The 13,060-nt window shown below is 67.3% G+C and carries 13 protein-coding genes; 5 read left to right on the forward strand and 8 right to left on the reverse strand.

Annotated elements, in window-relative coordinates; genetic code table 11:
* The first annotated feature begins 186 nt into the window (after window positions 1-186).
* Window positions 187-462: a winged helix-turn-helix domain-containing protein gene (locus tag AB2U09_RS07075; protein WP_123533274.1), complete on the forward strand. Its 276-nt coding sequence runs from the start codon at window positions 187-189 to the stop codon at window positions 460-462.
* A gap of 1,294 nt (window positions 463-1,756) precedes the next feature.
* Here the strand turns inward: AB2U09_RS07075 and AB2U09_RS07080 are convergent.
* Entirely contained in the window at window positions 1,757-2,302 is a 546-nt protein-coding gene (locus AB2U09_RS07080; RefSeq protein WP_436927184.1) for a DUF7344 domain-containing protein, read from the reverse strand.
* A gap of 458 nt (window positions 2,303-2,760) precedes the next feature.
* On the opposite strand from AB2U09_RS07080, the gene AB2U09_RS07085 reads away from it, so the two are divergent.
* A complete protein-coding gene (locus AB2U09_RS07085; RefSeq protein ID WP_459192004.1) occupies window positions 2,761-3,744 on the forward strand; it encodes a Gfo/Idh/MocA family protein in 984 nt (327 codons plus the stop codon).
* A complete protein-coding gene (locus AB2U09_RS07090; protein ID WP_459192005.1) occupies window positions 3,741-5,105 on the forward strand; it encodes a nucleotide sugar dehydrogenase in 1,365 nt (454 codons plus the stop codon). Before AB2U09_RS07085 ends, AB2U09_RS07090 begins: the two co-directional genes overlap by 4 nt.
* A gap of 30 nt (window positions 5,106-5,135) precedes the next feature.
* Here the strand turns inward: AB2U09_RS07090 and AB2U09_RS07095 are convergent, their stop codons facing one another.
* A complete protein-coding gene (locus tag AB2U09_RS07095) occupies window positions 5,136-5,459 on the reverse strand; it encodes a HalOD1 output domain-containing protein (protein ID WP_459192006.1) in 324 nt (107 codons plus the stop codon).
* An 808-nt stretch (window positions 5,460-6,267) separates the two neighbouring features.
* Between AB2U09_RS07095 and AB2U09_RS07100 the strand changes: the two genes are divergently transcribed.
* Window positions 6,268-6,888 carry a DUF7344 domain-containing protein gene (locus AB2U09_RS07100; protein WP_459192007.1) on the forward strand — a complete coding sequence of 207 codons (621 nt, stop codon included), beginning with the start codon at window positions 6,268-6,270 and terminating at the stop codon, window positions 6,886-6,888.
* A 243-nt stretch (window positions 6,889-7,131) separates the two neighbouring features.
* Here AB2U09_RS07100 and AB2U09_RS07105 read toward each other — a convergent pair whose 3' ends face one another.
* Complete coding sequence (locus AB2U09_RS07105; protein ID WP_459192008.1) at window positions 7,132-7,326, reverse strand: DUF7511 domain-containing protein; 195 nt, start codon at window positions 7,324-7,326, stop codon at window positions 7,132-7,134.
* Window positions 7,327-7,482: 156 nt separating this feature from the next.
* Complete coding sequence (locus tag AB2U09_RS07110; RefSeq protein WP_459192009.1) at window positions 7,483-8,655, reverse strand: alpha-D-ribose 1-methylphosphonate 5-triphosphate diphosphatase; 1,173 nt, start codon at window positions 8,653-8,655, stop codon at window positions 7,483-7,485.
* Between the two features lie 866 nt (window positions 8,656-9,521).
* Between AB2U09_RS07110 and rdfA the strand changes: the two genes are divergently transcribed.
* The gene (rdfA, locus tag AB2U09_RS07115) at window positions 9,522-10,154 is read left to right on the forward strand and encodes a rod-determining factor RdfA (protein WP_459192010.1); all 633 of its coding nucleotides are present in this window, start codon (window positions 9,522-9,524) and stop codon (window positions 10,152-10,154) included.
* Window positions 10,155-10,187: 33 nt separating this feature from the next.
* On the opposite strand, the gene AB2U09_RS07120 is transcribed toward rdfA, so the two are convergent.
* From AB2U09_RS07120 to AB2U09_RS07135, 4 genes are all read right to left on the reverse strand, one after another.
* Window positions 10,188-10,349 (reverse strand): hypothetical protein, encoded by a 162-nt coding sequence (locus AB2U09_RS07120; RefSeq protein WP_459192011.1) that lies wholly within the window; start codon window positions 10,347-10,349, stop codon window positions 10,188-10,190.
* On the reverse strand, window positions 10,346-10,615 hold the full coding sequence (locus AB2U09_RS07125; RefSeq protein WP_459192012.1) for a DUF8593 domain-containing protein: 270 nt from the start codon (window positions 10,613-10,615) through the stop codon (window positions 10,346-10,348). Before AB2U09_RS07125 ends, AB2U09_RS07120 begins: the two co-directional genes overlap by 4 nt.
* A 257-nt stretch (window positions 10,616-10,872) precedes the next feature.
* Window positions 10,873-11,193, reverse strand: coding sequence for a cupin domain-containing protein (locus AB2U09_RS07130; protein WP_459192013.1), 321 nt, complete (start codon window positions 11,191-11,193; stop codon window positions 10,873-10,875).
* A gap of 77 nt (window positions 11,194-11,270) precedes the next feature.
* Window positions 11,271-13,007 carry an LEA type 2 family protein gene (locus AB2U09_RS07135; protein WP_459192014.1) on the reverse strand — a complete coding sequence of 579 codons (1,737 nt, stop codon included), beginning with the start codon at window positions 13,005-13,007 and terminating at the stop codon, window positions 11,271-11,273.
* Window positions 13,008-13,060 lie beyond the last annotated feature (53 nt).

Raw genomic sequence — 13,060 nt, forward strand, 5'->3', positions numbered from 1 at the left:
TCGCAGTACGGAACGCGAAAAATCTGGAGCGTCGAAACCTCTTTACGTGGTAGTCGACTCGGTGTGAGTACAGCGGAAAGTGGGACACAAGCGAGTCCCGCCGACAACAGCCGCGTGCGTTCCCGGACAGTGTTCGGGAAGCGGACGAACGCGACAACACCTATCCGGCAACTTCCGCAACAAACAATGAGCACAGATTGGGACGACGTCAGTTTCGTCATCAGTTCGCGCTATCGTGTCGCGGTCCTCAAGCGGCTCGCGGACGGCCCGTCGACGCCGTCGCAGATAGCATCGGACGAGGACGTAGGTATCGCACACGTCTCGCGGGCGCTCCAGCGCCTGCGAGAGCGGGAACTCGTAGACCTCCTGGTCTCCGACGACCGCAAAAAGGGACGCGTCTACGGCCTCACCGAACAGGGACGCGCAGTCTGGGACAAGATCGAAGCGGAGAACATGGTCTGAGCGACGCCGCAGCCGGCAGACGACCCCAGCCGTACCCTGATAACGAACCGCCCGCGACCGCCGTGACACCGCCGACGACCGGTTCGACGCCGGTCTATCGGGCCGCACCCCGACGCGAACGGCCGCGACGGCGCTCTCGGCGCCCCACCGGCTTTTCTCTCTCCGACCCGAGTAAGGAGTGCCAACTGCCGAGTACGGGTATCGTACCGGGCCGCGGGCTCACTCGCTTCACGCCCGATCCACGTGCTGCTGGACGCGTGTGCAGCCCGGACACTGTACGGCAATACTGGCTGGCTTTACACGCATAGGTTTGTAATGCTTTCTGCCGGGTACGGCCGGGCTACTGCGGTTCGAAATCGGCGAACCGGAGTGACACCAGTCGACGATGGACAGGGAGAGTCTGGGTCTCCCCTGGCTGTCTCCCAGCTTCCGGGTGACGGCAACTTCGATCGGGCCGACCCCGGTCGTGTTCTCGTGGGAGTGCTTCCGTTCGGAATCGAGTCGAGTTCCCCGACGCTGAGCCGACCGGTCCCGAGCGCCGCGAGCGGAGAAGCCGGTCACTTCGGTCGCCGAAGCCGCTCGCTTCGATCCGGAAGACGCCCACTTCGGGCGCGGTCCGGACGGACCGGGTGGTCGTCGCGCTGGTTGCCAGCAGCCGGCGTGCTCGCTGCGGACTACCGATTCGAGCCGTCGGTCTCCGTTCCACTCGCGTATCGAGTACGTACCATATCCGTGCCAGACCGCTCGCTCAGCGGCGTTCGTCGCGAAGCGGCTTTAGGGGATGGATTACTAAGCAGGCCTGGGACGGAATACGAATCGATGACAGAACACATCTCCGACAGCGACCTCGAACGGATCGCCCAGTTCGTGGACACACCGGCCTACAAGCGGGAACCCGAGCAACTGCTGCCCGAGGACGTCGAGGACGACTGAGCGACGGCGTCGCTGGCACGCGATCGATCTGTTCCGGGTCCCCGATCTCCGCGCCGCGCCGATACCACCCTCCGCGGTACAGGCGACCGGCGCTCCGATTTCTCAGCCGCGTATAACCGGTCACGGACGGCTGGCTGTTCGCAGCCGTCCGCTTGCATCGCGACGCACCGGACGTCAGTAGCGGCGCACAGGCCGCTCACAGCGAAGCGAGGCGCTGCCCCGTCTTCCGAGTACGGACAACTGTCGGCGCGCTCAGCCCGTCGTCTCGCGTACGTACGCGAAGCCCCAGATCGGCCCTGAATCGGATCACAGCGCTACGGGTGGCCGTTGCGGGGGGCTGTTCGCGTCCGCGGCGACGGCTTCAGGTCTGGCGACGGAGATCGTCGGGGACCTGCCGTCGGTTCATCGTCCAGACGACGATGTGCGCGCCGACGGTGAGGAGGAAACCGGAGAAGATGATGACGCCGAGGGTGGCGTCGGTCATGTTTCCGAAGATCCAGACGTTCAGGTTCGTGAGTGCGACCAGTGCGATCCCAAGGATGGCGAGCGGGAGATAGAGGTACTGCCAGGGTACTTCCCGCTCGCCCGGGTTGAGGTACTGGTCGACGTCGTTCGCGGCCTGGGTCAGCTCGACCTCGCCGGTGTCCTGGTCGTAGCTCACGAGGCCAGCGTCCTCGAGTTTCGGGACGTGTGTCTGATACAGCGATACGTAGACTCGTTTTCGTTGTTGTTTCGTCAGTTCGTCGACAGTCGTATCGTTCTCCCAGGCGGCGACATCCTCGGCTAACTCCGTCAGCTCGACCGGGGCGTCTTCGGTTCGGAGCAGGTAGAGAACGTACCGCCGTCTCGCGCTACTCAGGATGTCGAAGACGACGTCCTGCGTCAGGGTTTCGTCCTCTATCGACATCCACCATCAGCCCTCGCGTCGGTCTGTCGGCGGATTGCCACTACTGGCAGCCACCCCGTTGTCGTATCTCGACACAGGCAGGGAGATTAGTGGGTATCACTTTGTTACGAACCGGTTACTGGCCTCGCCCGCGATGGGGGATCGCGGATCCGCCGGACGGCGCCCGAATGTCGGGTGCTCGACCCCCTCGTGACCGTCGACACCCGCGGTTTCGTCCCGTATCGACCCGCTACCGGGCAAAGGAGACGTATAACAAAGCCGATTCTCGGCGCTATCCTCGCTTGATTCATGAGCCACGGACGGTCGAAACCGGCGGCAGCCGATACGCCGCGGAACTCCCCCCTAGCATCGTCGGGATGCGGGCCTGTGCGCTCGGACAGGTTCGCCTGCCCCTCCAGCGAACGGTCGTCTCGCTCTCGGTTGCCGGCCGCCGTCGGCAACGCGGGAGGACGCCGTCGATGACCGACCGCGTCCGTGCGGGCGTCGTCGGCGTCGGCAGCATGGGACGCCACCACGCCCGCGTGTACAGCGAACTCCCCTCGGTCGAACTCGTCGGGGTCGCCGACGCCAACCCGGAGACGGCGCGTGAGGTGGCCTCCGAGTTCGACACGCAGGCGCTCGACCGCGGGGAGCTGCTCTCGCGGACCGACGCCGTGTCGGTCGCCGTACCGACGCGGTTCCACGAGGCGGTCGCCCGCGCGGCCATCGAGGCCGAGACGAACGTCCTCGTCGAGAAGCCGTTCGTCCACGACCCGGAGGTGGGCCGCGAACTCCTCGTCGAGGCCCGCGAGCAGGACCTCATCGTCCAGGTCGGTCACATCGAGCGGTACAACCCGGCCATCCTCGCCCTGCAGGACGTGATGGTCGAGGTCGACCCGATCGCCTTCTCGGCGCGCCGACAGGGCCCGCCGGTCGACCGCGACACGGTCGACAGCGTGGTCTTCGACCTGATGATCCACGACATCGACATCGTCTGCTCGCTCACCGACGAACCGGTGGTCGACGTGTCGGCCGCGGGCGCCGCCGCGGGCGACCACGTGGTCGCGCAACTGGAGTTCGCGGACGGCATCGTGGCCTCGCTGACGGCCAGCCGCGTCACCCAGCGGCGGATCCGGGACCTCGGAGTCACCGCCGACGACTGCCACGTCGACGTCGACTACATGGACCAGTCGGTCGAGATCCACCGCCACTCCCTGCCCGAGTACGTGGCCTCGGACGGCGACGTCCGCTACCGCCACGAGAGCGTCATCGAGCGACCGACCGTCGAGAACGGCGAGCCGCTGAAGATCGAGCTCTCGTCGTTCGCCGAGTCGGTCGCCGACGGGAGCGAACCGCGCACCACCGGCGAGGACGGGATCCGCGCGGCCGAGATCGCCGCGTGGGTCGAGTCGGAGGTCAAGGCCGAGTCCGAGGCCACGCCGCCGGAGGTGCCGAACCTATGAGCGGCCAGCGCTCCGAGCCCGCTCGGCTCTACGGAACCGACGCCGGCGAATCGACCCAGCGACGGGCCTTCACGAGTGGCTCCGTCCCGGTCGCCGTCTACGGCCTCGGCAAGATGGGGCTGCCGCTCGCTGCCGTCTACGCAGACGTGACCGGCAACGTGACCGGGGTCGACATCGACTCCGACGTCGCCCGGGCGGTCGACGCGGGCCGCTGCCCGGTCGAGGGCGAACCCGGCCTGCCCGAGGAAGTCGAGCGACTCGCCGGCGACGGGTCGCTCTCGGCGACGACCGACTCCGCCGGTGCGGCCGCCGAGGCCGGGGTTCACGTCGTCATCGTCCCGACCCTCATCGAGGACGACCAGCCCGACCTCTCGGCGCTCGAAGCGGCAGTCCGGTCGGTCGGCGCCGGACTCGACCGCGGAGACGTCGTCGTGATCGAGTCGACTGTCCCACCGCGGACCTGTCACGATCGGATCGGCCCCTGGCTCGAAGCCGAGAGCGGCCTCGAACTCGGCGAATTCGGCCTCGCCTTCTGCCCCGAGCGGACGATGAGCGGCCGCGCGCTGCGGGACATCCGCGGCTCGCACCCGAAAGTCGTCGGCGGCGCCGACGAGGAGAGTCGTCGCGTCGCGGAGCTGGTCTACGGGGAGATCACCGACGCGGAGGTGATCCCCGTCGCCGACTGCACGACCGCCGAGTGCGTGAAGGTCTTCGAGGGACTGTACCGCGACGTCAACATCGCGCTGGCGAACGAACTCGCGACGCTCGCCGGCGAGTTCGGGATCGACGTCACCGAGGCCATCGACGTCGCCAACACCCAGCCGTTCTGCGACATTCACGACCCGGGCCCGGGGGTCGGCGGCCACTGCATCCCCTACTACCCCTACTTCGTCATCTCGGAGTTCGAGAGCGAGACGCCGATGCTCCAGACCGCCCGGCACGTCAACGAGTACATGCCGACGTACACGGTCGAGTCGGCCGGGGACGCGCTGGCCGAACGGGGGAAAGACCTGTCCGACAGCACCGTCGCCGTGTTCGGGCTCACGTATCGCCCGGGCGTCGACGAGACGCGCGCGTCCCCCGGGGTCGACGTCGCCGAAGCGCTGGTCGACCGGGCCGAAACGGTCTACGCGGTCGACCCGATCTGCACGAGCGCGCCCCCCGAAGGCGTCGAGCGCGTTTCGCTGGACGGAATCGGCGCGCAGGAGATCGACCTCGCAGTGATCACGACTGATCACGATGAATTCGAAGCGATCCCGTGGTCGGCGTTCGACGACCTGGTCGTCTTCGACGGGCGACGGATGCTCGACGACGCGGACACGCCCCACCCGGTGACCCGGATCGCCGACGGATCGTCGTAGACTGGTCAGTGCAGACGGGCCAGCGTAGAATCAGCGAGAGTCGACGCGGCGGACGAGGATGTCCCCGTCCGAGTGGACCGTTATCTCGTGGGCCTCGAAGTCGAAGACGACGCGGCCCGAAACGGGACTTTCGCCATCGGTAAACAGCCTATCGAGAGCGTCGGGATCGACGACGTCGTAGAGCGGCTGCTCGATGTCGACGGGCGTGATCCCCTTCGCCTCGGCGAGCGATTCGATCACGGCGACGCTCAGATCCATCTCCGCGGGCCGTTCGTCCGCCGCGGAGTAGACGATCTCCGTGCCGGTCCCGGTCTGGTCGGTCCCGTCGCCGTCTTCCGTCGTTCGCTCCGCCATCGTCACCACACCACCCGCGAGTCCGCGCGGCGTCCGGCAGCCGTTCCAGTAGTACTCATCGCAGTATAGGTACACGAAATCGCCCGAAATCCTATGAATCTTCGGGTTCGAAACCGCCGGCAACTTCGACGAGCTACCCCGCCATTGCGCCGTCGACTCACGTGCCCCCCATTGAACCAGCGTAACGCGATCGATCCGTTCGGTAACTCCGGGTTGCCCGGCGGTCGTCGTGGTGCTCGATTCGGGGCATTTATTTATCATAAATGATAATTATCCCGGCGGTCGCTGCCGCCCGGGGTAAGAGCGGGTTGTCGCGGTCGCACGAGGGGTGAACAACCGGTGACACAGTCTGTCGCCAGTGAGGACGTGGCGATCGCGGCTGACGTGACTCGCCCTCCGAATCGGCGCTACCGTGTGGAATGGCCTCCATTACGCGGAGAATCGGGACGCTAACTGCCAGCGACGTGTGACAGCCACACCTTACCACGCCCGAAACGACAGGTCTCAGCAGTAGTCTGTCCGTTATACTGTCCGGGGTGATTGTTCAATCAAGAAAGATTAAGTAGCCGTGCTCCCCAACAAGCAATCGGCGCAACAAACTCTGTGGAGGGGTCTCCAGCGCCGGGGGTACGGACACATGAAAGCAGACAATTCCCACACTTCGGCGGCGAATCGAACGCCAACCACCCTCGAGAGGGGGACCGACACCATCGGGCGGGCGAGGTATGAGTAATATCTCGGCCGTCACAGTGACTCACCGAGCCGCGATCCCGTCTCGCGGCCGACCGTACCGGGAGGTGTGGCACTGATGTCGTCAGCGTCGCAGCACGCGAGCGAAAACGACGTCGTGCCGGAAGAGACGGAGTCGGACGCGGATCAAGCGTCCCCTACCGAGACCGAACAGGCAGTCGAGGCCGAGGAGGAACAGGACACCCAGCTCCCCCTCGACCACGTCTTCGAGATCCTCAAAAACGAGCGACGGCGGACGGTACTGCACTACCTACGCGACCACGGCGAGACCGTGGCGCTCGGCGACCTCGCCGAGCACGTCGCTGCCGTGGAGAACGGCACGACCGTCGCACAGGTGACGTCGAACGAGCGCAAGTGCGTGTACGTCGGCCTGTACCAGTGCCATCTGCCGAAGATGGACGATATGGACATCGTCGATTTCAACCAGAACCGGGGACGGATCTCCCTGGGACCGAACGCCGACCAGCTCTTCGAGTACCTCGAAGAGTCGGACGAAACGGAGCGGCCCTGGCCGCTGTACTACGGGTCGCTGACCGGGGTCGGTGCCGCGCTGCTCGTGGCGAGCCAGCTCGGCGCCGCCGCCGTCGGCCTGACGGCGACTGTCGTCTCGACGGTCGTCCTTCTGGGTCTCGTCGGCATCGCCTCGGCACAGACGCTCGACCAGCGATCGGCCGAGTGACGAACGGGTCCGGCCGATAGTCGGTCTCCCTCTTCTTTTGCCGTCCGATCCGTTCGATAGCGCTGTCGCTCCCCGGTAGACCACGCAAACGGGGATACTCCCGGGTCCAAGGCGTTCTGGCGACCGCGATCGGCGGCTGGTGACTGCCCAATCGGCGGATCGACGAGCGTCCGATTCGCTCCTGGAAAACGCATCGATCCGGACGGCGATGGAGAGGAAAAGGAAGTTTGCCCGTCGCGGTCGTCAGCGGACGGCGTCGAGCTCGACGAACGCCGGTTCCGTCGCCGAGATCCACGTCGCCATTCGCTTGTGGTCGTCGACGCCCGCGGGGTAGATCGTGCACTCGTCGGGCGCGTCCTCGTACCGCTCGACGACCGCTCTGAGTTGCCACGCGGTCTCCTGCTTGCCACGTCCCTGACCGGTCGGTTCCGTCGACATGGTCTACCGTATCCCCCAGACGGCCATTGTAATTGATCCGCTACAGTCCGCGTATAGAGCGTATATCTCGATATGGCGGGAGAAACGCGGATGAAACGGACGAAACTGTCTGTCGATCGCAACTGGATACCGCCGGGCGAAAGAAGGGCCGAACCGTCAGACGCGACAGTGGTACACGTCGCGCCCGGCGACGAACGCCTGTGTCACCGTGGGGATCGGGTCGGGGTCGACGACGACGAGGTCGGCGCGAGCGCCGGGGACGAGTTCCCCGCGGTCCTCCAGGCCGGCGACGCGGGCCGGTTCGCTCGTCACGCGAGCGACGCGCCGTTCGATCGGTTCGCCGGTGTCGACGAACACGGATGCGAGCAACGCTTCGGGGCGGTAGTCCGAGCAGAGGACATCGACGACGCCGTCCTCGATGGCCTCGCGGGTTTCGAGGTTCCCCCAGAGGCTCCCGCCGCGGACGAGGTTCGGCGCGCCCATGGCGGTCGCGGCGCCGCCCTCGGACGCGCGCCGGGCGGCCGACAGGGACACCGGGTACTCGCAGAGGTCGACGCCGTTGTCGACCGCGAACTCGACGGCGTCCGGGTCGGCGTCGTCGTGCGAGGCGAGCGTCACGTCGGCCGCTCCGAGATCGGCGGTCACGGTGGCGACGCGCTCGCGTAGCGTGGCCTCGGCGACCCCACGGCGGTCGCGGCCGGCCCGCGCTGCCTCGTCTGCGACGGCGCCACGGCCGTCGGTGTATCGCCGGGCGAACGCGTCCTCGTCGTCGAACTGGCCGCGCCCCGGAACGTGGGCCATCAGCGAGACCACGTCGACGATCGGCCGATCCGCGACGTCGCCGACGCAGGCGACCGAGGCGGGGTCGGTGATCTCACAGCGTGCGTGGACGCGGTGGTCGGCCGCGAGGCCCGCCCCGTCGGCTACCGCCTCCAGAAGCTCGATAGCGCCCTCGATCGACCGGTTCTTCTCGGGGGCGTCCTCGAAGGCGATGGCGTCGAACTTGGTCGTCACGCCCGCCGCGAGCGTCAGTCGGTCGGACGTCGCGAGTGCGACGGCGGGATCGGCCCGCTCACCGGAGCGAGGACAGAGGTATCGCTCTACGTCGTCGCCGTGGAGGTCGACGAGTCCGGGCAGGACGTACTTCCCGCTGGCGTCGATCCGTCGCGCCGCGTCGGCCGCGTTCGTCGCGGTCTCGGCGGGGTCCGCGTCCACGTCGGCGATGCGGCCGCCCTCGATAACCACACGCCCGCCCTGGTGAGTCTCCCGGGGGGTGACGAGGGTGCCGCCCTCGACGACGGCCCGGTGTTCGGCAGTCCGTTCGGTCATTGGCGTAATTTCAGGACAGCGACGACGATAGTTATGGACGGGCTAGGGTGCAGTCGACCCGAAAACTGTAGGTTGAATCCCGACCGGGCGGGGGGCTGGTGCGACAGAGGGCGGCGCAGACGCGTCGTACCGAGCTGCCGGCTCGTCGGTCGGTCAAAAAATGAACGGGGCGTCACAGGACGGGGACCGGGCCGGGCAAACCCGGTCCGGACGCGGGCATCGGCACGGTCGAACGGACAGCTGCGGACTGGACTGCGTGGGGCGTCTCCCCGACCCCCCGTTCGACTCGTGGCGCCGTTCGGACTTCGTTATAGCCCGCATACGGTCGACGCTGGCACCGCCTGAGCGCGAGATGTCAGTGTATTCCGTCTCGTGATTCCGAACAGAGACGAGGCCGCCCAGTGGTCGAATTCCGTCGGTCTCGCGGCTCGACACGGCCGCCGAGGCGGAGAAACGAGCGGCTGTCGGGGCTGTAGCCGGCGTCTACTCCCATCGACCCGGCGTAAACGATTGGGGCCGTTTAACCGTTCTACTCCCCATCCTTCGGTTGCCGTCGACCCATCGACCGGCACCACCTGACACGCCCGAACCCCTGTGCATCGCCGACGAGGCTCCCGTTCCCGTCGGCTTCCCAGCCCACCGGTCGGCCGCTCCTTTCGGTGTGCGCCCTCGCCCGGGGCGCCATCGGGAAGACGGCACCGTCTACCAGCAGTCCGCAGCCGTCCGTCGGCCCACCGCCCGTGACCCACCGGGCCGACGGGATGCGGAATTTCTGTCGACGCTCCGGCAACCAGCGCCAGTGCCGTCCATCGCCCTCGAACGGTTCATCGACAGGCGTAAGGTCGCTCCGACAGTGGCCCTGTTCCATGGAGTCGGACGATTCGGACGTGCCCCGAAGCAAGGTGGCCCGGATCATCACGGCGTACGACCTCGACGGCATCGGCGACCGGCTGGTCGAGCGCTGGACCGGCGCGGCGTCGGAACGGACGAGCCTCCGCGACCTCGCGGACGAGTTCAACCGCGAGCTCCTCCGGACAGCGATGCGCGAAGCCGGGCGAAACCCGATGGAACGCGTGGTCGAACAGACCTACGAAGCGTTGACCGCCGACGGCGTGAGCGAAGGGCGAAAAGCCGAGGTCCGCAACGAGCTGTCCCGCGACGGCGTCGACGTCGACGCGCTCCGCGAGGACTTCGTCTCCCACCAGTCGATGCACACGTACCTCACGTCCGTCCGCGGCGCGACGGCGCCGACGACTGACGCCGATCCCGTCGAAACCGACGTCAGAACGGTCCAGCGTCTGCTCGGTCGGACGTCGACGGTCGCGGAGAACACGCTCGAACGCCACCGCGACGCGGACCGGATCGACCTCGGCGACTTCGACGTGTTCCTCGATCTGCGCGTGCTCTGTCACCGCTGTGGAACCGACCGCGACGTGGTCGCACTGCTCGAAAACGGGGGCTGTGCGTGCGGCGAGCCGACCGGAGTGGCCGGCGACTGAGTCGGCGCTGGGAACGCAGCGCCGGCGGAAGCGTCAGGGGAACCGCGGCGGCGAATCCGGATCCTCGGGGTCCGAGTCGTCGTCTGCGGTGGACTTCGGCGGTCGGCGCGGTCGCCGGCCGGTCGGGAGTGCGGTCATCGACGGGTCGTCGCCGCGTCGCGTCGCTGCAGGCGGTTTCGAGCGTCGCACAGTCATGCTATCCTCCGTTCGTTCGCGGGATCGGCGTCGGCTTCGAGTCGAACGACCTCGTTCGTGCTGTGGTCGACGGCCTGCCGGTCGATCGTCAGCATCGTGGGACTCCCGTCGTCGGCTGTCGGGTCGACCCGCTCGGATTCGACGCGTTCCGGGTCGAGCAGTACGCGCGCCCGCTCGCCGTCGACGCGGACGATCGTTCCGACGGCCGAACCGCCCGTCGTGACTACGCGCTTGCCTCTGTCGGTTCCCTGGAAGTTCCGTTGCATACTGGTGCTCCGATCCGCCTGTCCGCTCGCCTGCGGACGGGGATTCGTCTCCCAGTTGTCGAGTAGTGTATGTAAATGCGAGCGCCTGTCCCGTCGGTATCAGTCTGTTTCGACCGTTGCAACTGTTTCAGCGGACGTTATACCGCCTGTACGTCACGATATTCGAACCCTGCCGTTCCTGGCGCGAATACCGCGCTCGCGATCGCTGCCACTCGCTCGCCGACTGTGAGGAAAGCGGAGAATTCCCGACCCGACGATCAGGGAGCGCCGGCGAGGACGAACCTGCTCTGCTCGTCGCCGTTCTCGATCCGGCGCTGCTCGTCGGGGCTGATCCGGAGCGCGTCCCCGGCGGTCATCTCGAAGTCCTCCCCTTCGACGGTGACGGTCGCTTCCCCTTCGACGAGAACGTAGACTTCCTCCTGTCCATCGTCGGCGTGGTCGTGGGGTTTGCCTTCCCAGCCGGGCTCGCACTCCAGCACCGAGACGCCGAGGTTCTCGCAGTCGAGTTCGTCCCGCAGGAAGTGGAGGCCGCCGCCGACGGCGTCCACGTCCTCGTAGTTCGCTTTGGTCGGTGACATCGCGTCGACGTACGTCCACCGGCCTGAAGTTTGTATTGGCACGGACGGTGGTCCACTTCGCTGAAACCGGCCGCCCGTCACCCGTCGAGGACGTCGGTGGTCATCGTCGAGTCGTCGCTCAGCGAGTCCAGCGTAACCGTCTCGGTGCCGGCAGCCGTCTCCACGGTCGCGGTGACCGTGATCGAGACGTTCGAGGTCTCGCCGCCGCGGACGTGCGTCACCCACCACTCGTCCATCCGCTGGTTGTCGAGCACCATCGTGAACTTCATCGCCTCGCTCTCGCCCGGCTCGACGATGTACGTCTCGGGCACCGTCCGGTTCGCGAGCACCACGTCGTTCAGCGCGACGTGATACCGGACCTCCGTCACGGTCACCGGCGCCGGCTGCTCGTTCTCCAGCGTCGCCTCCACGTCGATCGGTGCCGTCTCTCGCGTGGCTTCGCCCCACTGGACCGACTCCGGCGTCATGACGATGGCGTCCTGGCCGTCGACGGTGACCGTCTCCTGGCCGCCGTCGCCCACGCCGGCGAGCAGGTCGGTATCGAACTCGCTCGTGCGGTCGATCACGGGCACGTCGAACTGGCTGAACCCGAGGTCGGCGCGGACCTCCGGCATCGTCGTCACCGTCGAGGTCTCCCCGCGGTTGAGGTGGCGCGCCCACCACGACGGCACCTTCGAGTTGTTCATCGTCGAGGTCAGGTCGAGGGCGCTCTCGCCGGGGTCGAGACCGTCGGTCCGGTGGGTCCCGTTCGCGACGGGGATACCGTTGACCGCGGTGCGCTGGGCGATCCGGAGCGTGAGCAGGTCGTTGATGGCCGCCTCCCGGTTGGTGTTGTTCAGCGCGACGCTCGTCAGGATCTCCGTCGAGTCGTCGTCGACCGCGCCCCACTCCCGGTCCGTGTCCTCGACGTGGGGGCGTTCGAATTCGATGTCGCGCTCGGGCGCGTCGCGGGCCGACACCGAGGTCGAGCCGCCGCCGAGGACGTCCGTCTCGAGGTCGAGGGAGCGCTCGTAGATGCGGATCGGGACGCGCTCGTACTCGCCGTCGCGCTCGACGAGGCCGTAAAGTTCGACCGAGAGCGTACTCTGCTCGCTGTCGTTGACGTGGTTGGCCCACCAGTCGGCCATCCGCGCGGTGTCGAGCCCCATCCGCACGTCGAGGGTCCCGGTCTCGCCGGGGTCGACGCTCACGCCCGACAGCTGACGGTCCTCCGCGAGCGTGACGTTGTTCATCTCGACCGCGTACTCGACGCCGTCGAGCGTGACCGGGTAGTCGTGGACGTTCTCGACCGTCGACGAGACCGACAGCGGCGTCACCGAGCCGTTCGCCTCGTCCCACGTGGCGGTCTGCTCGCGCACCGTCAGGAACGGCTCGCCGCGGAACTGGACCGTCCGCTCGCCCTCGGTTGCGAAGCCGCCGAGGAGGTCGGTCTCGATGGAGGACCGCTGGGCGGGCACGTTCCGGGAGAAGCCCGGCCCGGAGACCGTGGCGTCGACCCGGAGCGTCGACGACTCGTCGCCGTTGACGTGGGTGACCCACCAGTCGGCGATCTTCCGGTTCGACATCTCCGTCGAGAGCCGCAGTCTGTTCGTTCCGGGACCGAATCCGACGCCCGACTTCTCGCCGCGCGCGAGGACGACGTCGTTGAGTCGTGCGGTGTAGGCCACGTCGACGACGCCGGGGACGCCGACCGGGTTCGGGTTCGTCACCGTGGCGGTCGTTCGGATCTCGGTCGACTCCGCGGTGACCGTCCCCCAGTCGCTCTCGACGCCGTCGACCGTCGGCATCGCGAGGACACCGGTGGTAGCGAGCACTGCGATAGCGACCGCGGAGACGAGCAAAACACTCAGAGAGACCGCAGCGATCC

This window comes from Halosimplex yunnanense (assembly GCF_054504345.1).